The organism is Roseomonas sp. E05, from assembly GCF_030063475.1.
Classification (GTDB): Bacteria; Pseudomonadota; Alphaproteobacteria; order Acetobacterales; family Acetobacteraceae; genus Pseudoroseomonas.
Genome location: NZ_JASIRT010000041.1, coordinates 17,972 through 42,380, shown reverse-complemented (window position 1 = coordinate 42,380; position 24,409 = coordinate 17,972). Strand labels below are relative to the sequence as shown.

20 protein-coding genes are annotated in these 24,409 nt (G+C 69.9%); 7 read left to right on the top strand and 13 right to left on the bottom strand.

What is annotated here, in order from left to right:
• The first annotated feature begins 297 nt into the window (after window positions 1-297).
• A complete protein-coding gene (locus tag QMO56_RS24105) occupies window positions 298-930 on the top strand; it encodes a cold-shock protein (protein WP_283529822.1) in 633 nt (210 codons plus the stop codon).
• Window positions 931-1,568: 638 nt separating this feature from the next.
• Window positions 1,569-2,006 carry a response regulator gene (locus tag QMO56_RS24100; RefSeq protein ID WP_283529821.1) on the top strand — a complete coding sequence of 146 codons (438 nt, stop codon included), beginning with the start codon at window positions 1,569-1,571 and terminating at the stop codon, window positions 2,004-2,006.
• A gap of 134 nt (window positions 2,007-2,140) precedes the next feature.
• Here QMO56_RS24100 and QMO56_RS24095 read toward each other — a convergent pair whose 3' ends face one another.
• From QMO56_RS24095 to QMO56_RS24080, 4 genes are all read right to left on the bottom strand, one after another.
• Entirely contained in the window at window positions 2,141-2,413 is a 273-nt protein-coding gene (locus QMO56_RS24095; protein ID WP_283529820.1) for a hypothetical protein, read from the bottom strand.
• Between the two features lie 189 nt (window positions 2,414-2,602).
• On the bottom strand, window positions 2,603-3,004 hold the full coding sequence (locus QMO56_RS24090) for a phasin family protein (protein ID WP_283529819.1): 402 nt from the start codon (window positions 3,002-3,004) through the stop codon (window positions 2,603-2,605).
• Between the two features lie 786 nt (window positions 3,005-3,790).
• Window positions 3,791-6,970 (bottom strand): efflux RND transporter permease subunit, encoded by a 3,180-nt coding sequence (locus QMO56_RS24085; protein ID WP_283529818.1) that lies wholly within the window; start codon window positions 6,968-6,970, stop codon window positions 3,791-3,793.
• Between the two features lie 14 nt (window positions 6,971-6,984).
• Window positions 6,985-8,121: an efflux RND transporter periplasmic adaptor subunit gene (locus QMO56_RS24080; RefSeq protein WP_283529817.1), complete on the bottom strand. Its 1,137-nt coding sequence runs from the start codon at window positions 8,119-8,121 to the stop codon at window positions 6,985-6,987.
• A gap of 120 nt (window positions 8,122-8,241) precedes the next feature.
• Here QMO56_RS24080 and QMO56_RS24075 point away from each other — a divergent pair, with 120 nt between their 5' ends.
• On the top strand, window positions 8,242-8,841 hold the full coding sequence (locus QMO56_RS24075; protein WP_283529816.1) for a TetR/AcrR family transcriptional regulator: 600 nt from the start codon (window positions 8,242-8,244) through the stop codon (window positions 8,839-8,841).
• Window positions 8,842-9,128: 287 nt separating this feature from the next.
• Here the strand turns inward: QMO56_RS24075 and uxuA are convergent, their stop codons facing one another.
• From uxuA to QMO56_RS24040, 6 genes are all read right to left on the bottom strand, one after another.
• Window positions 9,129-11,837, bottom strand: a complete 2,709-nt coding sequence (uxuA, locus tag QMO56_RS26945; protein WP_349362383.1) for a mannonate dehydratase — start codon at window positions 11,835-11,837, stop codon at window positions 9,129-9,131.
• A gap of 13 nt (window positions 11,838-11,850) precedes the next feature.
• Window positions 11,851-13,128, bottom strand: a complete 1,278-nt coding sequence (locus QMO56_RS24060) for a TRAP transporter large permease (RefSeq protein WP_283529815.1) — start codon at window positions 13,126-13,128, stop codon at window positions 11,851-11,853.
• Window positions 13,128-13,628, bottom strand: a complete 501-nt coding sequence (locus QMO56_RS24055; protein WP_283529813.1) for a TRAP transporter small permease — start codon at window positions 13,626-13,628, stop codon at window positions 13,128-13,130. The genes QMO56_RS24060 and QMO56_RS24055 overlap by 1 nt, the downstream gene beginning before the upstream one ends.
• A 75-nt stretch (window positions 13,629-13,703) precedes the next feature.
• Window positions 13,704-14,690, bottom strand: coding sequence for a TRAP transporter substrate-binding protein (locus tag QMO56_RS24050; protein WP_283529812.1), 987 nt, complete (start codon window positions 14,688-14,690; stop codon window positions 13,704-13,706).
• Between the two features lie 26 nt (window positions 14,691-14,716).
• Window positions 14,717-15,736: a Zn-dependent oxidoreductase gene (locus QMO56_RS24045; protein WP_283529811.1), complete on the bottom strand. Its 1,020-nt coding sequence runs from the start codon at window positions 15,734-15,736 to the stop codon at window positions 14,717-14,719.
• A 64-nt stretch (window positions 15,737-15,800) separates the two neighbouring features.
• The gene (locus tag QMO56_RS24040) at window positions 15,801-16,502 is read right to left on the bottom strand and encodes a GntR family transcriptional regulator (protein WP_283529810.1); all 702 of its coding nucleotides are present in this window, start codon (window positions 16,500-16,502) and stop codon (window positions 15,801-15,803) included.
• Window positions 16,503-16,754: 252 nt separating this feature from the next.
• Between QMO56_RS24040 and QMO56_RS24035 the strand changes: the two genes are divergently transcribed.
• Together QMO56_RS24035 and QMO56_RS24030 are read left to right on the top strand one after the other, a co-directional pair.
• Window positions 16,755-17,003 carry a hypothetical protein gene (locus QMO56_RS24035; RefSeq protein ID WP_283529809.1) on the top strand — a complete coding sequence of 83 codons (249 nt, stop codon included), beginning with the start codon at window positions 16,755-16,757 and terminating at the stop codon, window positions 17,001-17,003.
• A gap of 92 nt (window positions 17,004-17,095) precedes the next feature.
• Window positions 17,096-17,410, top strand: a complete 315-nt coding sequence (locus QMO56_RS24030; protein WP_283529808.1) for a hypothetical protein — start codon at window positions 17,096-17,098, stop codon at window positions 17,408-17,410.
• An 83-nt stretch (window positions 17,411-17,493) separates the two neighbouring features.
• Here QMO56_RS24030 and QMO56_RS24025 read toward each other — a convergent pair whose 3' ends face one another.
• The 3 genes from QMO56_RS24025 to QMO56_RS24015 form a co-directional block, all read right to left on the bottom strand.
• Complete coding sequence (locus tag QMO56_RS24025; RefSeq protein ID WP_283529806.1) at window positions 17,494-18,465, bottom strand: tripartite tricarboxylate transporter substrate binding protein; 972 nt, start codon at window positions 18,463-18,465, stop codon at window positions 17,494-17,496.
• A 253-nt stretch (window positions 18,466-18,718) separates the two neighbouring features.
• Window positions 18,719-20,173: an FAD-binding oxidoreductase gene (locus tag QMO56_RS24020; protein ID WP_283529805.1), complete on the bottom strand. Its 1,455-nt coding sequence runs from the start codon at window positions 20,171-20,173 to the stop codon at window positions 18,719-18,721.
• Window positions 20,170-21,147: a LysR family transcriptional regulator gene (locus QMO56_RS24015; RefSeq protein ID WP_283529804.1), complete on the bottom strand. Its 978-nt coding sequence runs from the start codon at window positions 21,145-21,147 to the stop codon at window positions 20,170-20,172. Before QMO56_RS24015 ends, QMO56_RS24020 begins: the two co-directional genes overlap by 4 nt.
• Before the next feature lie 108 nt (window positions 21,148-21,255).
• Here QMO56_RS24015 and QMO56_RS24010 point away from each other — a divergent pair, with 108 nt between their 5' ends.
• Window positions 21,256-22,671 carry a UbiD family decarboxylase gene (locus QMO56_RS24010; protein ID WP_283529803.1) on the top strand — a complete coding sequence of 472 codons (1,416 nt, stop codon included), beginning with the start codon at window positions 21,256-21,258 and terminating at the stop codon, window positions 22,669-22,671.
• A gap of 33 nt (window positions 22,672-22,704) precedes the next feature.
• Entirely contained in the window at window positions 22,705-24,405 is a 1,701-nt protein-coding gene (locus tag QMO56_RS24005) for a thiamine pyrophosphate-requiring protein (protein ID WP_283529802.1), read from the top strand.
• The last annotated feature ends 4 nt before the right edge of the window (window positions 24,406-24,409 follow it).

The window sequence follows — 24,409 nt, the reverse complement described above, 5'->3', positions numbered from 1 at the left end:
CGATGGTTTCTACAACCCCGTCCGGCGCCACTCCGCGCCCGACTTCACAAGCCCGGCCCTGTTCGAGAAGATGGCCGCAAACTGATCCAACGCCCCTCCAATAAACCGAAGCAAGTCCACGGGGCGCTCCGCTCTCCGCTCAGCCAGGGGGCTTCGCTACGCACCCCGTGCTGGCTCTCCTACACCACCACCCGGGACACGACCTCGACACCAGTCCACCGGCATCGATGTGGCCAGGCAGATGGGCTATAGTGAGGCGATACCCGCGTTTCCTTTCAACAGCTGAAAGTGCCTCCCGTGTCACCTCCCAGGAACGACCGTCAGCGACCTTCCCGCCGCCGAGGCTTCGATGATGACGATTACTCCGGTCGCCCGAGCTTCCCCTCCCTGCCAAGCTTCGGCGGCGGGTTTGCCGCGCCTGAGCTTGCGGCCACGGTGAAGTGGTACAATGCCGAGAAAGGCTTCGGCTTCGTCGAGCTGGCCGATGGATCGGGTGACGCCTTTCTCCACGCCAACACCCTGCAGGCTTCCGGCATCCAGGCCGTCAGCCCCGGTGCGACGATGCAGGTGCGGGTGGGGCAGGGACAGAAAGGGCGACAAGTCGATCAGGTCCTATCCGTGGACGAGAGCACGGCCGGCCCAGCGGCGCCGCAGCGCGATGCGTTCCGCACCCGGCCGGCCCGGCCGCGGGAAGCGCGGCGGTCCGTCGATCTGAGTTCTGCGGTTGAGATGATGGGCACCGTGAAGTGGTACAATCCCGACAAGGGGTTCGGCTTCATCAGCCCACAGGACGGCAGCAAGGACGTCTTCGTCCATGCGACGGCCCTGGAGCGGGCTGGCCTCTCCGCGCTCCAGGAAGGCCAGACCGTCCGGATGCAAGTGGTGCAGGGCCCCAAGGGCCCGGAAGCCGGCCTGCTTCAGATCAACTGATCCGGGCCACGAGGACAGGGCAGGACGGAGCAAGGCGCACTCCTCTCCTTCAGGAGCGGAGCGCCATTCGTGCCAATCCGGGCTGCCCTGAGCCTCGGCCGAAGCGGGATCCTGCGCACCAGCTGCGACGGACTGCCGAGCCACTGGCCGAGCCTTGCTCACCTCGCATGAGGCGCCCTGGGTCAGTGCCGTCGCCATTCCAACTGCCAGTGGAGCGGGGGGGGGTGAGCCGGGCAAAGGCCGCGATCCGCGGCGTCGCTCGTATCCGGCGGAACATGGTGTTCCCACCAGGATGCCTCATTCGGGGCAGACCCGCTCCGGGTGGTGGGACCCATCTTTGGCGACGGTTTGTTGGACCGGGTTGAGCCCCCGTCATGCACCATCCCGGCCTGACACGACGCGCCCGATGGCGACGCCAATTGGTGCTCTCAAGCGTCGCGGTGGGGGGCGAAATCAGCTGTGGTCCGGCTGCCGGCCTGAGAGGCCCAGTTGCACTCTTCCGGGATCGGGGAGCCGGCAGGGCGGCGGGAGCAGTGCCGCTATCAGAGGTTGTGGTTACTCACAATAATTCGAGCATTGCGACACAGAACGACTCCTGTCTTTTTCGGTTCTGGGGAGAAACGGAGGAGTCGGAATCCATGCAGATCCTGATCGCTGAAGATGATTGCCTAATATCTTCACTTATGGTTGAGCACCTGGAGGATGCAGGGCACACGGTCATAGGACCTGCCGCCACTGCAAGTGTGGCGCTGGATCTGTGTCGGGCGCATACCCCTGACTTGGCTATTCTGGACATCAATCTGCAGGATGGCAGCTCCGGGATCGAGGTGGCGCGGGAGTTGTTCTCCCGCTGGGGGCTGGTCGCGATCTTCGCAAGTGGCGAGATGCTGGCCGCTCGCCAGGCGCAGGGCATCGCCCTCGGGTATCTCCGGAAGCCCTATGAAATGTGCGCCCTTCTCCAGAGCGTGGAGGCGATCGAGGCCGTGCGCTCGGGATCTACACCGAGGCGGATGCCGCGCGGCTTCGAAGCCTTTCCGCATCTGCAGGCTGCCTGGAGCCAGGATGCACGCATTTGAGACCTGGGCCGAGACCACGGCTTGCGCCGCCGTGGCCTAACCTTTTTCTCGCCTCCGTCCTCCTGCACGCCACCCGCCGTCCTCAGCAACAACAACTTGACGATGCCGGCTGAACTTACTTCCAGCCGCAGCCGTCAGGTCTGGCGCGAGCCCTGAGAAATCTGCTGGTAGCGCTGCCCGAAGGCGCGGGGCGGCGGGCGGGGACCGAGGATCCCGTCGATCATCCCCTTGGCCCGGCCAATCAGTTCCACCAACCCCACGCCTTTTGGACCCGGCGGAACCGCGTGCGCATCGCCTCTGCCAGCCGGCGGGTGGATGATCACGGCGCATTGCGCGCCGCCAGCGTCTCGAAGTTCGAGGTGGTAGGTCCGGTACTGCTGGAACGAGACCACGAGCAGGCGACCCATTCTGTTGCTCCATGCTTTGGCGTTGGTGTCCGACAGAGCAAGCTCGGCTGACCGTCAGGTTCTCGCGTCTCGCCAAGTGCGGCGTGGCGGGTGAGTAACCCGCGGGTCGCGGCACGGCCGGGATGATGGGGCGCTTCAGCCCGGCCGCTCATTGTGGCGAGGGGTTGTATCACCCTGCGCCACCGACGTTCACGCCGCTTGCGCGAGCTTGCGCTGCTCGACAGCCGCTGCCGCCCGCTGCGTCAGCGGAGCAGAAATCTGCTCAGCCATCTTCTGGGCCGCCTGCTGCAGCTTCGTACCCTCACTAAGGATGCGCCCGATGGAAGCGCGGGTAAGCTCCGCCTGGACGGCCAGAACATCCTGCGGGGTCTTCGCAGCGGCAAAGGCTTTGGTGCTCTCCACAGCCTGCTGCATCAGACCCTGGACCGCCGTGACATAAAGGCGGTTGAGGTCCTGCATGCCGGTCACATAGGCCTGGGTAGACCGCGTCAGAGCCTCGAGGTTGCCTCGGCCCAACTCGGTGACAGCATGGGTTGTCTTGGACATGGCTTCAGCCGTCGGCTGCCAGGCCGTGATTTGGGTCGACATCATCACAATTCCCTCCCGAAAATCCGCTCGGCGCCAGGACCGACGCCAAGTTGCTGCAGTGCAGCATTCCTGCGGTTTAGAGTTTGCAAAGCGGCAGTGCAACGAGATTGTGCGGCGCAGCAAGAGCTTCGGAAGCTATGGCGCTTTGCCGGCATCTTCTGGGCACGCGATCTGAGGATCACGAGATTGCGGGCAGGGATGGCATCGATCAGGCCGGCAACCCGGACCCGCGCCCTAATGACTATCTGGGCATGGTGAAGGTCTCCCTTTTCCGCTGCAGGCAGGTGCCGGCGTGCCGCAAAGGCCAGGCTGGGGAGGCCTTCTCGCGGCCGCGCAGGGCCCCGCCGCACCTTGCTGCACGCCGGACGACGTGCTGCTGACGCATCGCAGCATGTGCACCGGCGTTTCCTTCTCCGGCGGCCGCATGGCCCTGCGGATGGCCGACCGCTTCCACAGCGCCCACCCCTTCTTTTTTCCGTCCGTGCAGCCGCCACGGAGGGCACACCGACGGGCGTGCCCGAGACCTTGCAAAAGGTAAGGGGGCCTGGGGGAACTCTGTTCCCCCAGCCTTTGCAGGAGGGAACCCCTGGCGATCGCCGCCAGCGCCGATCTGCTCGCGCCACCCGCCCTGATGCGGCGCTGGGTGCGGCGCCTGCCGCAGACTGAGTGGCTCACCATCGCCGATGCCGGCCACTCCGTGCCGATGGAGCAGCCGGAGATCTTCAATACCGCGGTGCTCGCCTTCCTCCGCAAGCACCGATGCGGTGGGCGGCATACCGTCCCCGGCCGCTATGCCGCGGGTTCCGAGAGCGGGACAACCGCCTGCTCGTGGCGCTGGCGCCGGGCCATGGCGCGCGCGACCACGTAGAAGACCGGCGTGAAGATCAGGCCGAAGGCGGTGACGCCAAGCATGCCCGCAAAGACGGCGGTGCCCAGGCTCTGCCGCATCTCCGCCCCCGCACCGGTTGCCACCGCCAGCGGCAGCACACCCAGGATGAAGGCCAGCGAGGTCATGAGGATCGGCCGCAGCCGGGTGCGCGCCGCGGCCTCGGCCGCCTGCCAGCGGCTCATTCCTTCCGCCTCCGCCGCGCGGGCGAACTCGACGATCAGGATGGCGTTCTTCGCCGCCAGGCCGATCAGCACCACCAGCCCGACCTGCACCAGCACGTTGTTGTCGAGGCCCCGCCAGGTCACGCCCGCCATGGCCGCCAGCACCGACATCGGCGCGATCAGCACGACCGCCAGAGGCAGCAGCCAGCTCTCATAGAGTGCTGCCAGGAGGAGAATGACGAAGACCACAGCCAGGCCGAAGGCAATCGGGGCGGTGTTGCCCTGCGTCGTCTCCTGCAGGGCGATCTCCGTCCACTCGAAGCCGAAGCCCGGCGGCAGTTCCCGCGCCAGCACCTGCTGCATGGCCGCGATGGCCTGCCCGGTCGAGACACCCGGCCGCGCCGCGCCCTGAATCTCCGCCGCGGGATAGAGATTGTAGCGCGGCACGCGATAGGCGGCCGTGTCCTCCTCCAGCGTGGCGAGGGAGCCGATCGGCACCATGGCGCCGCTATCATTCCTCGTCCGCAGCAGGGCGACGTCGCGCGGCGTCAGGCGCTGGGCTTCCTCCGCCTGGGCCGTGACGCGGTAGGTTCGGCCGAGAATGTTGAAGTCGTTGACGAAGGCGGAGCCGAGATAGACCGAGAGCGCCTCCGATACGCGGGAGAGGGGCACGCCCAGCATTTCGGCCTTGGTCCGGTCCACCTCGGCCCGCAGCGTTGGCGTGGCGGTGTTGAACAGGGTGAAGGCCATGGCGATCTCGGGCCGCTGGTTGGCGGCGGCGACCACGCGGTTCGTCACCTCCTCCAGCGCCCGTGGGCCGCGGTCCGCACGATCCTGGACATAGAGCTTGAAACCACCGCCGGTACCGATGCCGGGCACGGAAGGCGGCGGAATGACCAGGGCGAGGGCATCGCGCTGCTGCATCAGCTTCGCCTGCACCGCCTGGGTGATGCCGGCGAAGCTCAGATGCTCCGCCTCGCGTTCCTCGAAGGATTTCAGCGTGACAAAGATCACGCCGGAGTTCGGCGCATTGGTGAAGGTGGCGCCGTCGAAGCCGGTGAATGCCACGGCATGCGACACGCCCGGCACCGCCATCACGTCACGCGACGCCTGGCGGATCACCGCATCGGTCCGCGCCAGCGCCGCGCCGGGCGGAAGCTGGAAGGCGGCGATGAGATAGCCGCGGTCCAGCGGCGGGATCAGCCCCGTGGGCGTGGTCCCCACCGTGTAGCCGGTGAAGGCCAGGAGCCCGGCATAGAGGACGAGCAGCAGCGCGGAGAGCCGCACCAGCCGCCGCGTCAGCGCGCCGTAGCCGATGGAGAGCCGGTCGAAGAGCCGGTTGAAGCCGCGGAAGAACAGGCCGAAAGGCGCCCCGATCCAGGCCCGCCAGCCCGTCGCGGGCGCATGGCCGTGCGGCCGCAGCAGCAGCGCCGCCAGCGCGGGGGAAAGGGTGAGCGAAACCAGCGCGGAGAGCAGCGTCGCCACCGCGATGGTCACGGCGAACTGCCGGTAGAAGGCGCCGGACAGCCCCTCGATGAAGGCCGTGGGCACGAAGACCGCGCAGAGCACGAGCGCGATGGCCAGCAGCGCGAAGCCCACCTCGTCCATGGTGCGGCGCGTGGCGGTCACGGGGTCGAGCCCGTTGGCCATGTGCCGCTCCACGTTCTCCACCACCACGATGGCGTCGTCCACCACGATGCCGATGGCCAGGATCAGGCCGAACATCGAGAGGCTGTTCAGCGAGATGCCGAGCGCGCCCATCAGCGCCAGCGTGCCGATGATGGAGACCGGGATGGCCGCCAGCGGAATGATCGAGGCGCGCCAGGACTGCAGGAAGAGGATCACCACCAGCACCACGAGGATGATCGCCTCGACGAAGGTGTGGACTACCGCCTCCATCGACTGCTCGATGAACTGCGTGGTGTCATAGACCGTGTGGTAGGCCAGCCCCGGCGGGAAGTCGCGCTTCAGCTCCTCCAGCGTGGCGCGCAGCCGCCTGGCGGTGTCGAGGGCATTGGAGCCCGGGCGCTGAAAGACCGGGATGGCGATCGCCTTGTCGGTGTCGAGATAGGCGCTGAGCGTGTAGTCCTGGGCGCCCAGCTCCACCCTGGCGATGTCACGCAGGCGCAGCGGCGCGCCGCCCTCGCCGGTGGCCACGACGATGTCGGAGAACTCCTCCACGCTGCGCAGCCGGCCGAGTGCCTGGATGTTGATCTGGAAGGCGCCGCTCCCGGCGCCGGTGGGCGGCTGGTTCAGCCCGCCCGCCGCCACCTGCACATTGGCGCGGCGCAGTGCCTCCACCACCTCGCCCGGCGTCAGCCCGCGCGCCGCGACCCTGTCGGGATCGAGCCAGATCCGCATGGCGTAGTCGCGCGCGCCGAAGACCTGCACGTCGCCCACGCCATCCAGCCGCGCGAGGCGGTCCTTCACGTTCAGCATGGCGTAGTTGGAGATGTACTGCTCGTCGCGCGAGCCATCGGGCGAGGTGAGGTGGATCACCATCATGATGTCCGGCGAGGCCTTGCGCACGGTGATGCCGAGGCGCCGCACCTCCTCCGGCAGGCGCGGCTCGGCCACCGCCATGCGGTTCTGCACGAGAACCTGCGCCTGATCGACATCGGTGCCCTGGCGGAACACGACGTTGACCGTCAGCCGCCCGTCGCCGGTGGCCTGGGAGGAGACGTAGAGCATGCCCTCCACGCCATTGATCTCCTGCTCGATCGGCGCGGCGACGGTTTCAGCGATCACGGCGGCGGAGGCGCCGGGATAGCTCGCGGCGATGGTGACGGTGGGCGGCGCGATCTCCGGATATTCGCTGATCGGCAGACGGAACCCGGCGATGGCGCCGATCAGCACGATGGCGATGGAGATGACCGAGGCGAAGACCGGCCTCGAGATGAAGAACTGGGCGAAGCGCATGGCGCGGCCCTCCTTCAGCGCGTCTCTGCGAGGCGGGCCGGTGACGGCAAAGGCTCCGCCTCCGCCGTGACCCGGCTGCCCGGCCGCGCGAGATGCAGGCCGGCGATGATCACCTGGTCCCGCTGCTCCAGCCCGTCGCGCACCACGCGCAGCCCTTCCACCACGGGGCCGAGCACCACGGGTTTGGCGACCACCGTGCCGTCCGCGGCGACGGTCATCACCACCCGCCTCGCCTGGTCGGCGGCGATGGCGGCATCGGGCACCATCAGCACCTCTCCCTCGCCGGTTCGCAGGCGCAGGCGGGCAAAGACGCCGGGCGTCAGGAACAGGTCCGGGTTGGCAAGCATGGCGCGGGCCCGGATGGTGCCGGAGCGGGCATCGATGCCGGTGTCCACGAAGTCCAGCCGCCCGCGGCGACCCCAGCCCGTCTCATCGGCCAGGCGCAGCTGCACGGCGGGATCGTCCTCCCCGGCTCCCTGGCGTACCGCGCCGCTGCGGGTGAGGCGGAGATAGTCGGCCTCGCTCATGTCGAAGCTGGCATAGATCGGGTCCAGCGCCACGATGGTGGTCAGCAGCGTGGCGCCGGCCTGCACGAGGTTGCCCGGATCCACCCGGCGGTCGGAGACGCGGCCGGATTGCGGCGCGCGAATCTCGGCCCAGCTCCGCTCCAGCTCGGCCTGGCGCAGCTTCGCGCGCGCATCGGCGATCCCGGCCTCGGCATCCCGCTGCGCGGCGCGGCGGGTGTCGAGCTGGGCCTGGGGCGCGTAGCGGTCGCGCACCAGCGAGGCGGTCCGGTCGATCTCCTGCCGGGCCAGCTCAAGCCGGGCCTCGGCGCGCGCCAGCTCGGCCCGGGCACTGTCGATGGCGATGTCGAAGGGGCGGGGATCGATGGTGAAGAGCAGATCGCCCGCGCGGACGATCTGCCCGTCCTGGAAATGCACCTGGTCCACCTGGCCGGAGATGCGGGCGCGCAGCTCCACCCGGGCGGAAGGCTCCAGGCGGGCGATGTGCTCCTCCCATTCCGTGATGTGGCGCCGCAGGGGCTCGGCGACGGTCACGGCGGGCGGGGCGGGCTGCGCCTGCAGCGGCAGGATGGGGAGGATGAGGGAAAGGGCCAGGGGGGCAAGGGTCTTGCGCTTCAGGGTCGGCATGACCAATCTCCAGAGGCCGGATGATACCGACCGGTTCGTACCATTGATACGAACCGGTCGGTATCATTGCAAGGGCCTTCACCAGAGGCTGTATTCCGGCGAGCAGAAGGAGACCCGATCGTGAGCGATGCCCCGACCACCACGCCGCGTCGCCCCGTGGCCCAGCGTCTGCGCGAGGTGGCGAAGGATCTGTTCTATCGGCAGGGCATCCGGGCGACGGGCGTTGAGGAACTGTGCCGGGTGGCCGGCACGACGAAGATCGGCCTGTACCGGGCCTTCCCTTCGAAGGATGCGCTGGTCGCCTCCATCCTGCGGGACGACTGCCAGGAGATGGCCTGCTGGTACGAGCAGGCGAAGGCCGCCGAGCTGCCGCCACGCGAGCGGCCCGCCGCCTTCCTGGCGCGTGCCGCCGCCGGACTGCGCAGGCCGGGTTTCCGCGGCTGCGCCCTGGGCCTCGCCATCGCCGAATTCCCGGATCCCGAGCACCCCGCCCGCAAGGTCGCTGACGCGCACAAGCGGAAGGTGCGGGACTTCATCCGGCAGATCTGCGCCGAGGCTGGCGCAGCGGAACCGGAGAAGCTGGGCGACTCGGTCCTCCTGCTGATGGAGGGTGCCTCCGCCTCGGCGGCCTATCTCGGCAACGAGGAGGCGGCCAGTTCCCTGGAGCGTGCCGGCCAGATCCTGCTGGCAGCCGCGCTTCCGCCTGCCCGGGAGCCCTGAGCGCAGGTCCGCACAAGCAGTCCGACGGAAGGGGCGGGCCGGCTTTGTTGAGGTGCTGAAAGCCCGCGCGCAGAGCATCGCCCGGAGCCCGGTGCCGGAGTGGGCCGGGTGGCAGGGGCAAGAGGCTTTGCCATGCCTCAGCCAGGCCCCCGAGCGGGTTTCGTCAGGTGCCAAGGTGGGAGGGGAATGAATTCCCCGGCCTCCCACCTTTCCGCTTCGGGTTTCCCAGGCGGACAGCCCGTGCAGCGCGAGCCGGCAAAAAGAAGATTGTCGGTCGGGGCTTTTTCCTACAGCGGCAGACCCTTCACCTTCGCCAGGGCGGCCATGACGCCGCGGATCTCGGCCAGCCCGCGCAGGCGGCCGATCAGCGGATAGCCCGGGAAGGTGCCCTGGCCAATGTCATAGGCGATCTCGTGCCCATGGTCCGGCCGGAAGGGAATGCGCCACTCGTCGCTGCCGGCCTGCTTGCGGCGCTGCTGCTCCTCCAGGAGGATCTGCACGACGGCCACCATATCCGTATCCCCGCTGAGGTGCTCGGCTTCCATGAAGGAGCCGTCGGGTTCCTTCGCCACGTTGCGCAGATGGGCGAACCAGATGCGGTCGGCGAAGCGGCGGGCGATGCGCGGCAGGTCGTTGGCCGGCCCAGCGCCGAGCGAACCGGTGCAAAGCGTCAGGCCATTGGAGGGAGAGTTCACCATCGCGAAGACGGCGGCGATGTCCTCCTCCGTGGAGACGACGCGCGGCAGGCCGAAGAGCGGGCGCGGCGGATCATCCGGGTGGATGCACATCCGCACGCCGGCTTCCTCGGCGGCCGGGATCACCGCGCGCAGAAAGCGCGCCAGGTTCTCGCGCAGCGCCTCGGGCGGGGTCTCGCCGTAGCTCTCCAGGATGGCGCGCAGGCCGGGGATATCATAGCGGTCATAGGCGCCGGGCAGGCCGGCCATGACGTTGGCCAGCAGCTTCGCCTTGTCGCTCTCCGAGGCGGCATCGTACCAGGCCCTGGCGCGCGCCAGCACAGTCTCCGGCACGCCGTCCTCGGCGCCCTTCCGCCGCAGCATGAAGACGTCAAGCGCGACATACTCATGGTAGTTGAAGCGGAGCGAGGTGGCGCCGCCGGGCAAGGGGTGCGCAAGCTCCGTGCGCGTCCAGTCCAGCACCGGCATGAAGTTGTAGCAGACCGTCCTGATGCCGCAGGCCGCGAGGTTGCGCAGCGAGATGCGGTAGTTCTCGAACAGCGGCTCCAGGTCGCCCTTGCCACGGCGGATCGCCTCGTGCACCGGCAGGCTTTCCACCACGCGCCAGTACAGGCCGAGCGAAGGGTCGGCGGTGATGATCGCCTGCCGGGCGCGGATCTCCTCCTCGCTCCAGACGACGCCGTAGGGGATCTGGTGCAGGGCGTTGACAATGCCGCGCGCACCCGTCTGCCGGATATGCGGCAGGGTGACGCGGTCGTCGGGGCCGAACCAACGCCAGGTTTCTTCCATGGTGCTCTCCGCAGGATCGAAAGTCGGGGCGGTCAGGCGGCGAGGCTGGCGCGCGCCATCCGTCAGCAGCCGGGCATAAGCGGTGGTGACGGCCTGCACGAAGGCCGCATTGCGCGGCAGGTCGTCGCCGAAGATGGCGGTGAAGCCGAGCGCCGCACGCACCCGCGCCGCCGGGTCCGCGCCGGCCGTGTCCAGCGCCGCGCTCAGCTTCGCCGCAAGGGGGTCGCGCACGTCGATCGCGTTGCCGCGTTCGTCCACACCGCCGACATAACGGACCCAGCCCGCCACGGTCAGCGCCAGCAGCGGGATGGGGCGGCCCTGCGCCAGCCGCTCGCGCAGCGTGCCAAGCAGGCGCTGCGGCAGCTTCTGCGAGCCGTCCATGGCGATCTGCCAGGTGCGGTGGCGGATCGCCGGGTTGCTGAAGCGCTCCAGCAGCTCGGCGGCATAGGCGGCGAGGTCCACGCCGGGTGGCGGCGGCACCTCGGGGATGATCTCCTCCGCCCAGAGCCGCTGCACGAAAGCGCGGAAGGCCGGGTCGGAGACGGTGTCCACGATGGTCTCGTGCCCGGCGAGGTAGCCGAGATAGGCCAGTGCCGAATGCGCGCCGTTCAGCAGGCGCAGCTTCATGTGCTCGAAGGGCTCGACCTCGGCGACGAGCTGTGCGCCCACCCCCTCCCAGCGCGGGCGCAGCCCGTCCACGAAGCGGTCCTCGATCACCCATTGCCGGAACGGCTCGTGCACCACCGGGGCAGCATCGTAACAGCCGATGGCGCGGGATGCCGCCTCCAGATCCTCCGGCACCATGGCGGGCACGATGCGGTCCACCATGCTGCAGGGGAACTGCACCTCGGCGGCGATCCAGGCCGCCAGATCCGCATCCTGCGCGGCGGCGAAGTCGCGCACCAGCCCGGCCAGCAGGCGGCCGTTCTGCGGCAGGTTGTCGCAGCAGAGCACGGTGAAGGGGCGCAGCCCGCGCTCGCGCCGCAGCCGCAGCGCCTCGACCAGGAAGCCCACCGCCGAGCGCGGGGCCTGGGGCTGCGCGAGGTCGTGGCGGATGTCCGGGTGCTCGCGGTTCAGCCGCCCGCTCGCCGGGTCGTGGCAATAGCCCTTTTCGGTGATGGTCAGGCTGACCACGGCCGCCTCCGGCGCGGCCATGCGTGCCAGGACGACCTGCGGATCCTCCGGCGCCACCAGCACCTCCAGCACGCAGCCGACGACGCGCGCAGCATCACCCGAAGCGTCACGGCTGATGGTGGTGTAGAGGCCGCCCTGCGGCGCCAGCCGGTCGCGCTGGTCCGGCCGCTGCAGGCTGACGCCGACCACGCCCCAGTCCCCACCGGACTTCTGCAGCACGTCCTCGGTGTAGTGGGCGCCATGCGCGCGGAAGAAGGCGCCGAGGCCGAGATGGACGATGCGCGGCCGCAGCGCGGCGCGGTCGTAGCCGGGGCGGGCGACGTCCGCCGGCAGGGCGGCGAGGCGCCCGGGGGCGAGGCGGGGCAGGGTTTCGCTCATCTCGGGCCTCCGCTCAGTTGAAATACAGGCTGGGCAGCCACAGGGAGATCCAGGGCACGTAGGAGACCAGCGCCAGCACCAGCAGGTTGCAGATCAGGAAGGGCACGATGGCGCGGCTGATGGCGCCGAGCGGCACGTTGGCGATGTTGGCCGCGACGAAGAGGCAGACGCCCACCGGCGGCGTGGTCAGGCCGATCATCAGATTCAGCACAACGACGATGGCGAAGTGGATGGGATCGATGCCCACCGCCTGCGCCACCGCCAGCAGCGGCGGGAAGAGGATGATCAGCGCCGCGATCGTCTCCATGAAGGTGCCGACGATCAGCAGCAGCACGTTGACCATCAGCAGGATCAGGTACTTGTTGTCGGTGACCGACAGCATGGCCTGGGCGATGGCCTGCGGGATCTGCTCGCTGGTCAGGATCCAGCCGAAGACGTTGGCGAAGCCGACCAGCAGGATCAGCGCGCCGGAGCCGATGGCGCTCTCCAGCACGATGCCCGGCAGGTCGCGCAGGCCGAAGCCCTTGTAGACGAAGAGGCCCACCACAAAGGCATAGATCGCGGCGACGATCGAGGCTTCGGTGGGGGTGAAGACGCCACCGACGATGCCGTAGAGGATCAGCGCCGTCATCAGCAGCGCCCAGAAGGCGGCACGGGAGGAGCGCAGCACCTCGCCGAAGCCCTGCCAGGTGCCTTTCGGGTAGCCCCGCCTGCGCGAGAGGAGATAGACCGTGAGCATCATGCCGGCGCCGAGCAGCAGCCCGGGCACGGCACCGGCCAGGAACATCTTGCCGACCGAGAGGCCGGTCAGCGTGCCGACGATGATCATCGGCACCGAGGGCGGGATGATCGGGCCGACCGTGGAGGCCGCCGCAGTCACCGCCGCGGCGAAGGGCGCGTCATAGCCGGACTTGCGCATCGCCGGGATCATCACCGCGCCGATCGAGGCGGTCTCGGCGACGGCCGTGCCGGAGATGCCGGCGAAGATCATCGAACCCGTGACGTTGGCGAGGCCGAGCCCGCCGCGAACATGGCCGACCAGGGAGTTGCCGAAGCGCACGATCTGATCGGTGATGCCGCCGCCGTTCATCAGGTTGCCGGCCAGCACGAAGCCAGGGATGCAGAGCAGCACGAAGCTGTCCATTCCGGCATAGGTGAACTGCGCCACCACCGAGAGGTCGATATCGGCGGCATAGAGATAGGCCGTGGAGGCGAGGGCGAGCGCGATGCCGACCGGCACGCCCAGGATGAGGCAGACCGCGAAGGTCCCGAAGAGCAGACCGACAAGCATCAGGTGGTCTCACCATGCGCAGGCGAGCCCTGCTGGCCGAAGCCGAGCAGGCGCACCAAGGAGAAGAAGGCGAGCGCGCCCGGGATCAGCAGCATCACCGCGTAGACCGGCAGCATCGGCACATCCAGCGAGCGCGCCCGCTCGCCGGCGCTGAAGGCCACATAGTCCCAGGCGCCGGGCAGGATGGCCAGCGAGAAGCCGAGGACGACGATGTCCGACAGCCGCTCGGCCACCCGGCGCCCGCGCGGCGGCAGCGGTGCGACGAAGAGGTCCACATTGACCATCTCGCCGCGCAGCACCGCGAGGCCGCAGGAGAAGCCCACGAGGTAGACCAGCGCGAAGCGCGCGACCTCCTCCGTCCAGGGAACGGTGGGCACGCCGGGCACGCGGCCCAGCACCTGGACGACGACGACGCCGACCAGAACGGCAAAGGCGGTCAGCGTGCCGATGCGGCACACCGTCCGCACCGCCAGCAGCACCGCCCCGATGAGAGCGCGCATTGTGTTGTCCTCGAACTGCTGCCACCCCGCGGGCGGAAGGCGGGGACGGCCGAAGCGCGCCCCCGGGCCGGCGGATCAGGCCGTGGCCAGGATCTGCTCGTAGAGCGGGCGGACCTCGTCGGGGAGCGCCGCGGCCACCGCCGGGCGGCCCTTCGCCGCATAGGCCTCCTTGTCCACCTCGGCGAACTTCATGCCCTTCGCCTGCAGTTCCTCGGCCAGCTTCTTCTCATCGGCCAGGAACAGCTCGCGCTCATACTCCTGCGCCAGCTTCGCCGCCTCGGCAATCGCCTTCTGCTGCGCCTCCGGCAGGCGGCCGAGCTTGCGGCTGCCGCCGACCAGATAGATCCAGCTCACCACGTGCTCGGTGCGGTTCAGCACGCTCTGCACCTCGTAGAAGCTCGCCGACTTGATCAGCGCCAGCGGGTTCTCCTGCGCGTCGATGGTGTGGTTCTGCAACGAGGTGAAGACCTCGGAGAAGGCCATCGGCGTCGGCTTGGCGCCGAGCGTGTCCCAGAACTTCACGAAGAGCGGCACGTTCGGCACGCGCAGCTTCAGCCCGTTCAGCTCCTCCGGCTTGGCGATCACGCGGTTGGCCGTGAGGTTGCGCGGGCCCCGGGCGAAGTAGCAGAGCGTGCGCAGCCGGGTCTTGTCCTCGATATTGCCGGCAATGGCCTCGCCGACCTTGCCCTGTACCACCTTGTCGAGATGCGCGACGTCCTTCACCGCATAGGGCACGGCCAGCAGCGCGGCGGAGGGCGCCCAGTTCTGCAGCGACTCACCGGTGATGGTGAAATCCACCGTGCCGAGCTGGATGCCCTTGATCAGGTCGGTTTCCTTGCCAAGCTGCTCGTTCGGGAAGACGCGGATCTCGATGGCGCCGTTGGTTCGCTTCACGACCTCCTCGGCGAACTTCAGGCTGGCCTTGTGCCAGGTGTTGTCCTCGTTCGCGAGGTGGCCGAGCTTCAGCACGGTCTTGGACTGCGCGAGCACCGGCGGCGCGGCGCCCAGCGCCAGGATGGCGGCGAGGCCCTGGGTGGCGCCGCGGCGGGTGATGATGGTCATGGTTCTGGTTCCTCCTCGGGTTCGGTTCAGCCGCCGAAGGCCAGCTGCACCTTCACGGTGCGGCCGGGGTCCTTCTCGATGAGGTCAAAGGCCTCCCGCGCGTCGGCGGCGGCGAAGGTCTGGGTGATCATGGCCTCGGGGCGCAGCTGCCCGCTCTCCAGCCACTGCACGACCTGCGGCAGCAGCTTGCGGTTCAGGCGCGAGCCCACCAGGGTCAGCTCCTTCTTCACGATCTCCTGCTGGCTGATGTTGCAGGGCTCGGGCGAGAAGCCGAGCAGGCCGATGCGGCCGGCGGGGCTGGCGAGGCGGCAGGCCTCCTCCAGCAGCGCCGGCACGCCGGCGGCGTCGATCACCAGGGTCGGGCCGAGGCCGTCGGTCTCGCCCGCCACCGCCTGCGGCACCGGCGTGCTGCGCGAGTTCACCACCACGTCGGCGCCGAAACCGCGGGCGCGTTCCAGCCGCGCGTCATCAATGTCGGCGACGATGCAGCGCGCGCCATGCAACTTCGCCACCTGCAGCACGGTCAGCCCGATCGGGCCGGCGCCATAGACCAGCACGGTGTCATGCGCCTCGATGCCAGTGCGGGAGAGAACATTGGCGGCGATCGAGAAGGGTTCGGCCAGCGCGGCCAGCGCAAAGGGCAGGTCCGAGCGCACCTTCACCGCATTGAGACTGGGTACGGAGAGCCGGTCACGGAAGCCGCCATCACGGTGCACGCCGAAAACTTCAAGGTTGCTGCACACGTTCGGCCGGCCGACGCGGCAGGGATAGCAGTGGCCGCAGCTCACCACCGGGTCCACCACCACATGGTCACCGGCGGCGAGGTCATTCACACCCTCGCCCACCGCCTCCACCGTGCCGGCGAATTCATGGCCGATGATGCGGGGATATTTCGCGAAGGGATTGGTGCCGTGGTAGATGTGCAGGTCGGAGCCGCAGATCCCGGCGCGCTCGACACGCACGACGACCTCGCCCGCCTTCGGCGCGGCCGGCCCGGCCTCGAACAGCTCCAGGACATGTGGCGTTTTCACCGCAATGGCGACCATGCTCTCGTTCCAGCTCCGGGGTGTGATTTCAGGCTTCAGCCGCGCCTGGCGGCCTGCATGCGCGTCATGGCGCGGGCTTTTCGAAGAAATCGGCGTTGACGCGGCTGATCCGCTCGATGGTGGCAAAGACGGTGCGCAGATGCGCGCGCATCGCCGCCTCGGCTCCCTCCGCATCCCCCGCCAGCACGTGGCCGACCAGCGTGGCGTGCTCCTCGACCAGAACCGGCGGCCAGTCGCCGCTCTGCAGGGAAAGGTAGCGAACGCGGTCGAGCTGTGACTTGACGCCCTGGATCACCTCCCAGATGGCCGGTCGCCCGGCGATGCGCACGAGGCAGGCGTGCAGCGCGTCGTCCTGATCGAAGAAGGCATCGGACTCGCCGGCCTCCAGGCTGGCCTGCTGCGCCGCAAGGTTGGTGCGCAGCACCGCCGCATCCGCCTCCGTCAGGTTCTCGGCGGCGAGACGGATGGTGCGACATTCCAGCGTCTCACGGATGAATTGGCTGTCGTAGACGGCGGCGAGACGGATCGGCGCCACATAGGTGCCGACCTGCGGGATGATGGTGACGAAGCCCTCATCAGCCAAGCGGCGCAGCACTTCGCGCACCGGGGTGCGGCTGACGCCGGCACGCTCCGCCAGGGTGGCCTCGGGGATGGATTCGCCGGGGCGCAGCACCCCCGTCAGGATCTGCCGGCGCAGCATGCCGTACAACTCGCGCCCGATCGGGGCGCGACGGTGCAGGCGCAGCTCGGCGGAGACTGGGGGCACGTTTCCTCCGGGACAGGGTTATTTGGCTACTTGTATACTAGTATGCCTTCACCCTCGCAATCCACCCTCTCCGCCCTGTGTACGCCCCCGGGGGCTGCCCTCGCCTGCAACCGCCCCGCACCGCAAGGCGTTTTTCCTTTCCTCCGGATCGCGCGCCGCGCCGCTCAGGCGCGAGGCTGCGGTGCAACAGGAGACGAACGGGATGGTGCATCCGGCATGAGACAGATCCGCGGCTTTCTCGGAGGCTTGACGATGGCGCTGCTCGCCGGCGGCGCGGCGGCGCAGCCCGCTGCGCCCCCCAACACTCCTGGCCCGACCATTCCGGAACGCATCGAGCCGCCGCGCAGCGGCCCCGGCCCGCAGGGCGACAGCGTCATCCCGCCGCCGCCCGGGATTGATCCGCAGATCCATGTGCCCGCGCCGGACCCGCAACCGAACACCACGCCGGTGATTCCGCCGCCTGGCTCGCCGGGCGGCGACCCCCGCGTGCAGCCGCGCTAACGCGATGTCCATTCACGGGCCCGCCCGGCTGCGGTTTCCGGACCGCTTCATCCGCTGACGCCGGGTCCGCCTCATCGAAAGGAAGCCACGCCATGATCCGACAAAGCCCGGCACCGCTCGCGCAGGACCCCACGGCGCCGCCGGGGCCGCCGCGGCCGCAGCCTCCAACGCCCCGCCCGCCCGAACCGGGGCCGGACATTCCGCAGCCGCGCCCGCCGGGGCCCGACATCACCCCCCCCAACCCGGGGGGGCCGATGCCCGGCCCAGGGCCGGACATCCCACAGCCGCGCCCGCCCGGCCCTGACATCCCGCCGCCCGAGCCGGGCATTCCGAGCCCCGCGCCGGGTCCCGACGTGCCGCCGCTGGCGCCGCCCAGCCCGCAGGAATTGCCGCCGCCCGTCGCCTGACGGCGCGCCGCGTCTCCCGTTCCTCCCCCCACAAGCAGAAAAAGATGGGTAGCTCGGGGGGAACGCCTTCCCCCCGCTCTTTCTCATCCCGCCTGGATCTTGGCGTTGCGAATGAGTTCACCCCAGCGCTCCCAGTCCTTCCGGATCGTCGCCTGGAAGGCTTCGCGCGTACCGATCAGGTTCTCGATCCCGCTCTCGGTGAAGCGCCGGTCCAGTTCCTCGTCCTTGGCGAGCGCCAGCAGCGCCTTGCTCCAGGCGGAGACAACCTCCGGCGGCATCCCCTGTGGGCCGGCCATGCCAAACCAGTTGGAGAACTGGAATTCCGGCAGGTAGCTGGACATCAGCGGCACGTCCGGAAAGAGCGGGCTGGCGCGCATCGAACCGAAGGCCAGCGGCTTCAGCGCACCCTCGCGGATGAAGCCGATCAACTCGGGCAGGTTGCCGAACATCATGTCGCAGCGCCCGCCGGTGATGTCGAGGATGGCGGCGGGCCCACCGCGGTAGGGCACATGCAGCATCTCCACGCCCGCGAGATGCATGAACAACTCGCCCGCCAGGTGGTGCGTGGTGCCGATGCCGGCGGATCCGAAGGTGAGCTGGCCCGGATGCTTCTTCGCATGAGCGATCAGCGCCGGCACATCCTTGAAGGGCGCCTTCGAGGACACCACGAGCGTGTTGTAGACGCCGCCGAGGTTGGCGAGCGGGAACAGCTCCTTGGTGGTGTCGATGGTCATCACCTGGCCGGGCAGCTGCGGCATGATGGTCTGCATGGCCAGGGAGTTCTGGAACACCGTGTAGCCGTCGGGCGCCGACCTCGCCACCGCCTCGGCGCCGATCAGGCCGGAGGCGCCGGTGCGGTTCTCCACCACGATATTCTGCCCCATGATCGGCCCCAGACGCTCTGCGACGATGCGGCAGATGATGTCGGTGGTACCGCCGGGCAGATAGCCGCAGACGAAGCGGATCGAGCGGCTGGGGAAACGTTCCGCCGCCCGCGCACGGCCGATGAGTGGCGCCGCGAGCAGGCCTGTGGTGACGAGCCGGCGAGAAATCATGCGCATCCTCCCTTGCGGCCGGCCGGGGTTCCGGTGCGCCACGCGCGGCGTCACCGGGCGGCGCCGGCCGGGCTGGGGGGATGGCATGCATCGGCGCGCATGCCTCGCGCGAATGCGCGCCGCCTGCCTCCTGCGATGGCGGACGCTGTCCCCTCGGCCCCGCCGGAACCCAGGGCAGCAGGCCTTGTCGTTGTGGCGGTGACGCTATCGGCGACGGTCCATCACGGCAAATCGTGAGGCATGATCAAGCTTATCAGGGAGCGCGATGCCCTGTGGCCGGCGGGAAGAGCACGTCGGGGTTCATCAGCCCCTCCGGGTCGAGCGCCGCGCGGATGCGCCGCATTGTCTCCAGCTCGGCGCCGCCGCGCCACTTCGCCATCGTCTTCACCTTGATGCGGCCGACACCATGCTCCGCGGAGAAGGAACCGCCCAGTGAGCCGGTGATCTCGTTCACCGCATTCATCACCGCCTCCGCATGCGCCATGAAGGCCTCGGCCGAGAGATGCGGGGGCTGCTGCAGGTTCATGTGGATGTTGCCGTCGCCGAGATGGCCGATGGCCACCGGCTCGGCACCCGGCACGATGGCCGGCATGGCCTCGAAGCAGCGGCGGATCAGCTCCGGCACGCGGGAGACGGGCACGGAGACGTCGCTCTTGATGCTGGCGCCGGCGCGACGCTGCGCCTCCGGCGTCTCTTCGCGCAGGCGCCAGATCGCCTGGCGCTGCGCCTCGCTCTCGGCGACCACCGCATCCGTCACCTCGCCGGCGTCCAGCGCCTCCTCCAGCACGGCTTCCAGAAACCCGCGCAGCCCGGCCTGCGGGTGGGATGCGGCGAGATCGATCAGCACGTAGTGCGGCGCAGGGCCCGCGAGCGGCAGGCTGGTGCCCTCGATCCGTTCCAGCACCAGCCGCATGGCGGAGCCGCTGATGTATTCAAAGGCGCGCAAGGCCGTCTCGTCGCGGTCGCGGAAGCGGCGGAACAGGGCGAGCGCCGCCTCCGGTGCCTCGACGGCGCAGAGCGCCAGCGCCTTGTCGCGCACTGGCGGGAAGAGGCGCAGCACGGCGGCGGTGATGAAGCCGAGCGTACCCTCGGCGCCGATGAAGAGCTGGCGCAGCGCGTAGCCCGTGTTGTCCTTGCGCAGCCGGCGCAGCGCATCGATCACCCGGCCGTCCGGCAGCACCACCTCCAGGCCCAGCGTCAGCTCGCGCGCATTGCCGTAGCGCACGGTGGTATTGCCGCCGGCATTGGTGGAGAGCATGCCGCCCACCATCGCCGTGCCGTCGCCGCCAAAGGCCAGCGGGAACTGGCAGCCGGCCTCCACCGCGAGGTCCTGCACGGTGCGCACCACCATGCCGGCCTCCACGGTCATGGTCATGTCCACCGGGTCGAGCGCGCGCAGCCGGTTCATCCGCGCCAGCGAGACCACCACCTGCCGGCCCGAGGCATCGGGCACCGAGCCGCCGGACATGGAGGTGTTGCCGCCCTGCGGCACCATCGGCACGCCTGCCGCATGGCACAGCGCCACCGCCGCGGCGAGTTCCACCGTGCTGGCCGGGCGCAGCACGCAGGGCGTCCGGCCATGATAGAGCCCGCGCCAGTCGCTGAGATGCGGCACGATGTCGCCCGCCTCCTCCACCATGCCTTTGGGGCCGAGCCGCGCGCGCAGTTGCTCCCGCAGGCCCGTCGGCAGGCCATCTTCAGCGCTCATGGATGGGTCTCTCCTCCCTTGGGCGACGCCGCTTCACCCGGCACCAGATGTTTTGCGAGATTCTGCAATTCCTCGCGCAGCAGCTCGATGAAGCGATGCCCGGCCGGCCGCAGCGGGCGGCGCACGCCATAGGCGCAGACCAGCCGCCGCCGCAGCCCGGGCATCGCCACCCGCCAGGAGCGCAGCCGGCCGGCGCGCAGCCCTTCGCTCAATGCGGTGGCCGGCAGCAGGGTGAACCAGCCCGGCTCCGCCACCAGCTGGCCGATGGCGCCCAGCGCGTCCACCTCCAGGCGGATGGCGAGGCCGAGCTTCTCCCGTTCCAGCGCGCGGTCGATGGTGACGCGCAGCCCGTGCCGCTTGGTCGGCAGCACCAGGCGCAGCTCCTGCAGCGCGTGCGGCGGCAGCGGCCCCTCGCCGAGCGCGGTGCCGGCGGCGCCGATCAGCAGGAAGGGCTCGTCGATCAGCGGCAGGCTCTGCAGCTCGGGATCCTCGGCGATATCGTTGACCACGGCGAAGTCGAGCAGCCCGGCGCGCACCCAGTCATAGAGCAGGGTGCTGTAGCCCTCGAAGGCGGTGATCTCGGCATCCGGGAAGCGGGCGATGAAGCGCGCCATGGAGGAGGCCAGCACGCTGTCCGCCGCGGTGGAGACGAAGCCTGCCGCCAGCCGTCCGGTGCCGCCTGGCCCGCGCCGCGCCAGCTTGCTCTGCGCCTCGCGGAAGCTGGCCAGCACGGGGGCGAAAAGCTCGTAGGCGCGATGCCCGTCCGGCGTCGGGCGCATCCCCTGGGGGCTGCGCTCGAAAAGCTTCTGGTCCAGCTCCGTCTCCAGCCGGGCGATGCGCATGGAGAGCGCCGGCTGCACGATGTTGAGCCGGCGGGCCGCGCGCGTCACCGAGCCTTCCTCGTAGAGGCAGAGGAAGCATTCGAGCTGCCGCAGGTCCATGCTGGCATCGAGGCTCTTGCTCGGCGGGGTCATCTCGGTTGGTGATCGCCCTATCAGGAATCCATATTTCTCCATGATAACGCGCCCTCCTAGGCTCCGGGTCAAGGCCGAAGCGCAGTGGCCGTGGAGGAGGAGACCCCGATGTCCGCCAGCGAGGCGCCCGTCACGGCCCCATGCCGCAGCCTGCGCGACTGGATCGACCGGCTGGCGCGGAGCGGCCGCCTCGCCATCGCCGAGCCCGGCCGGGCACTGCGCTTCGAGCTGGCAGGCATCGCCAACCGGCTGGACGGGCGGCAGGCCAGCCTCTTTCCCCATCCGGACGGCCATCCCGGCAGTGTCGTCTCCGGCCTCACCTCGGACCGCGGCTGGATGGCGGAGGCGATGGGCGTCGCCCCCTCGGCCCTGCTGGCGCGCTTCCAGGCCGCCGCCGCCAGTCCCCTGCCCTGGCGCGAGGTTTCGCCCTCGGAGGCGCCGGCCCAGCAGGTGGTGCATACAAGCGGCATCGACCTCCAGGCCCTGCTGCCGATCCCCACGCACAACGAGCATGACAGCGGCGCCTACATCACCGCCGGGCTGCTGATCGCGCGCAACCCGCGCACCGGCGTGCAGAACGTTTCCATCCACCGGCTGCAGGTGAGCGGGCCGGACCGGCTCGGCGTGCTGCTGCTGCCGCGCCACGCCATGGCCTATCTGCAGATGGCCGAGGAGGCGGAGGCCGACCTGGAGGTGGCCATCGCCATCGGGGTGGACCCGCTGACGCTGCTGGCCTCCCAGGCCATCGCGCCGCTCGACCAGGACGAGCTGGAGATCGCCGGCGCGCTGCACGGTGCGCCGCTGCCCGTCGTGCGCTGCCGCAGCAACCGCGTGCGCGTGCCGGCCGAGGCGGAGATCGTCATCGAGGGGCGGGTGCTGCGCGAGGCGCGCGAACCGGAAGGCCCCTTCGGCGAGTTCCCGCAATACTACGGCGAGCGCGCGCCGCGCCACGTCATCCAGGTGGAGGCCGTCACCCACCGGCGGAACCCGCTCTTCCACACCATCGTCGGCGGCGGGCTGGAGCACCTGCTGCTCGGCGGCATCCCGCGCGAGGCGACGCTGCTGAGCCACCTGCAACGCTCCTTCCCCCATGTGCGGGACGTGCATCTCTCGAAGGGCGGCGTCTGCCGCTACCACCTGCATGTCCAGCTCGACAAGCGCAGCGAGGGCGAGGCGAAGAACGTCATCCTGGGCGCCTTCGGCGGGCACTACGACATCAAGCAGGTGGTGGTGGTGGACACGGACGTGGACATCCACGATCCGCGCGAGGTCGAGTGGGCCATCGCCACGCGCTTCCAGGCCGATCGCGACCTCGTCGTCATCCGCGAGGCGCAGGGCTCCAAGCTTGACCCCTCCACCCGGGACGGGCTGGGCGCCAAGATGGGGCTGGACGCCACCGTGCCGCTCGACGCGCCGCCCATGCGCTTCACCCGCATCGCCGTGCCGGGGGAGCGCGAGATCGAGCTCGGCGCGGTGCTGCAACGGACCGATCCGGCGCGCTGGACAGCGCAGCTCGGCGGCTGATCATCGCCCGTGGCAACAACCGAGGAAACGGGCATGAACGCCGTCACCGACAGCACTCCGCAGAGCGCCGCCGACCTTTTCCTGCAGCAGCTTGCCGCCAGCGGCGTGCGCTACTTCTTCGCCAATGGCGGCACCGACTTCCCGCCCATCGCCGAGGCCTTCGCCCGCGCCGCCGGCAGCAACCGCCCGGTGCCGAAGCCGATGGTGGTGACGCATGAGAACGCCGCCGTCGCCATGGCGCATGGCGTCTACATGGTCACCGGCCAGCCGCAGGCGGTGATGCTGCACGTCAATGTCGGCACCGCCAATGCCATCAACGCGCTGCTCGATGCCGGGCGCGACCAGACGCCGGTGCTGCTCTTCGCCGGCAAGACGCCCTATTCCGAGGGTGGCCGGCACGGTGCCCGCACGCGCTACATCCACTGGGCGCAGGAGATGTTCGACCAGGCCGGCATGCTGCGCGAGGCGGTGAAATGGGACGGCGAGCTGCGCCTGCCCGAGCAGGCCGCCGACCTGGTGGCGCGCGCCGCGCAGGTGGCGATGACCTCGCCGCGCGGCCCGGTCTATGCCACCCTGCCGCGCGACATCCTGGCCGCCCCCGCTGGCAGCGCCCTCGTGGAGGCCGGCACCCGCCGCCCGCCCAGCCTGCCGCACCCGGACCCCACCGCCCTGGCGGAGGCCGCGCGCTGGATCGCCGCCGCCGAGCGGCCGATGATCGTCACCGCCAGCGCCGGGCGCAGGGCGGAGGGTTTCGCCGCCCTCGCCGAGCTGGCCGAACGCTTCGCCATTCCCGTCGTGGAATTCCATCCCCGCTTCGCCAACCTGCCCGGCGACCATCCCATGCATTTCGGCTTCCAGCCGCGCCCGCTGCTGGAGGAGGCCGACCTCGTGCTGGTGGTGGAATGCGATGTGCCCTGGATCCCGCACCAGGAAGCGCCACCCGAGACCTGCCGTGTGGTGCATCTGGGCGAGGACCCGGCCTTCCAGCGCTACCCCATGCGCAGCTTCCGCATGGACCTCGCCATCACCGCCGAGGTGGGCGCCGGGCTGCGCGGCCTGATCGCGGCGCTGGAGGCCGCGGCGCCGGAGCCGGCGCGGCTCGATGCCCGCCGGGCGGCGCTCACCGCGCGTGCCGCCCGGCGCGAGGCCGCCCGCGCCCCAGCCCGCCCGCCCGAGGGCGCCATCACCCCGGAATGGATCAGCCGCTGCATCGCCGAGGCGGTGGATGACGAGGCCATCATCGTCAACGAATACCCGCTGCGGCAGGAGCACTGCCTGCGCCGCAGGCCCGGCACCTATTTCGGGCTGAGCCCGGCCGGGGGCCTCGGCTGGGGCTTCGGTGCCGCGCTGGGCGCCAAGCTGGCGGCCCCGGAGCGCACCGTCGTCGCCACGCTGGGCGACGGCGCCTATGTCTTCGCCAACCCGACCGCCTGCCACTGGGTGGCGCAGGCGCATGGCCTGCCGGTGCTGACCGTGGTGTTCAACAACGCGCTCTACGGCGCGGTGCGCAATTCCACCCTCGCCATGTACCGCGACGGGCTGGCGGCGCGTGACGGCGGGCGCATCCTGGCCGAGCTTGGCCCCTCCCCCGCCTTCGAGAAGCTCGCCGAGGCCAGCGGCGGCCATGGTGAGCGCGTCGAGCAGGCCGCCGAGCTGCCCTCCGCCCTGCGCCGCGCCCTGGCGGCGCTGGCCGAGGGCCGGCAGGCGCTGCTCAACGTCGTCTGCGAGTACTGAGGCG

What these genes read in the sequence shown, in the direction of transcription:
- QMO56_RS24030 (WP_283529808.1), top strand. Translation starts at nt 17,096, where the DNA reads ATGATCCGACAAAGCCCGGCACCGCTCGCGCAGGACCCCACGGCGCCG.
- uxuA (WP_349362383.1), bottom strand. Translation starts at nt 11,837, where the DNA reads ATGAGCGAAACCCTGCCCCGCCTCGCCCCCGGGCGCCTCGCCGCCCTG.
- QMO56_RS24085 (WP_283529818.1), bottom strand. Translation starts at nt 6,970, where the DNA reads ATGCGCTTCGCCCAGTTCTTCATCTCGAGGCCGGTCTTCGCCTCGGTC.
- QMO56_RS24010 (WP_283529803.1), top strand. Translation starts at nt 21,256, where the DNA reads ATGTCCGCCAGCGAGGCGCCCGTCACGGCCCCATGCCGCAGCCTGCGC.
- QMO56_RS24060 (WP_283529815.1), bottom strand. Translation starts at nt 13,128, where the DNA reads ATGCTTGTCGGTCTGCTCTTCGGGACCTTCGCGGTCTGCCTCATCCTG.
- QMO56_RS24055 (WP_283529813.1), bottom strand. Translation starts at nt 13,628, where the DNA reads ATGCGCGCTCTCATCGGGGCGGTGCTGCTGGCGGTGCGGACGGTGTGC.
- QMO56_RS24005 (WP_283529802.1), top strand. Translation starts at nt 22,705, where the DNA reads ATGAACGCCGTCACCGACAGCACTCCGCAGAGCGCCGCCGACCTTTTC.
- QMO56_RS24095 (WP_283529820.1), bottom strand. Translation starts at nt 2,413, where the DNA reads ATGGGTCGCCTGCTCGTGGTCTCGTTCCAGCAGTACCGGACCTACCAC.
- QMO56_RS24050 (WP_283529812.1), bottom strand. Translation starts at nt 14,690, where the DNA reads ATGACCATCATCACCCGCCGCGGCGCCACCCAGGGCCTCGCCGCCATC.
- QMO56_RS24100 (WP_283529821.1), top strand. Translation starts at nt 1,569, where the DNA reads ATGCAGATCCTGATCGCTGAAGATGATTGCCTAATATCTTCACTTATG.
- QMO56_RS24035 (WP_283529809.1), top strand. Translation starts at nt 16,755, where the DNA reads ATGGCGCTGCTCGCCGGCGGCGCGGCGGCGCAGCCCGCTGCGCCCCCC.
- QMO56_RS24090 (WP_283529819.1), bottom strand. Translation starts at nt 3,004, where the DNA reads ATGATGTCGACCCAAATCACGGCCTGGCAGCCGACGGCTGAAGCCATG.
- QMO56_RS24080 (WP_283529817.1), bottom strand. Translation starts at nt 8,121, where the DNA reads ATGCCGACCCTGAAGCGCAAGACCCTTGCCCCCCTGGCCCTTTCCCTC.
- QMO56_RS24015 (WP_283529804.1), bottom strand. Translation starts at nt 21,147, where the DNA reads ATGACCCCGCCGAGCAAGAGCCTCGATGCCAGCATGGACCTGCGGCAG.
- QMO56_RS24025 (WP_283529806.1), bottom strand. Translation starts at nt 18,465, where the DNA reads ATGATTTCTCGCCGGCTCGTCACCACAGGCCTGCTCGCGGCGCCACTC.
- QMO56_RS24045 (WP_283529811.1), bottom strand. Translation starts at nt 15,736, where the DNA reads ATGGTCGCCATTGCGGTGAAAACGCCACATGTCCTGGAGCTGTTCGAG.
- QMO56_RS24020 (WP_283529805.1), bottom strand. Translation starts at nt 20,173, where the DNA reads ATGAGCGCTGAAGATGGCCTGCCGACGGGCCTGCGGGAGCAACTGCGC.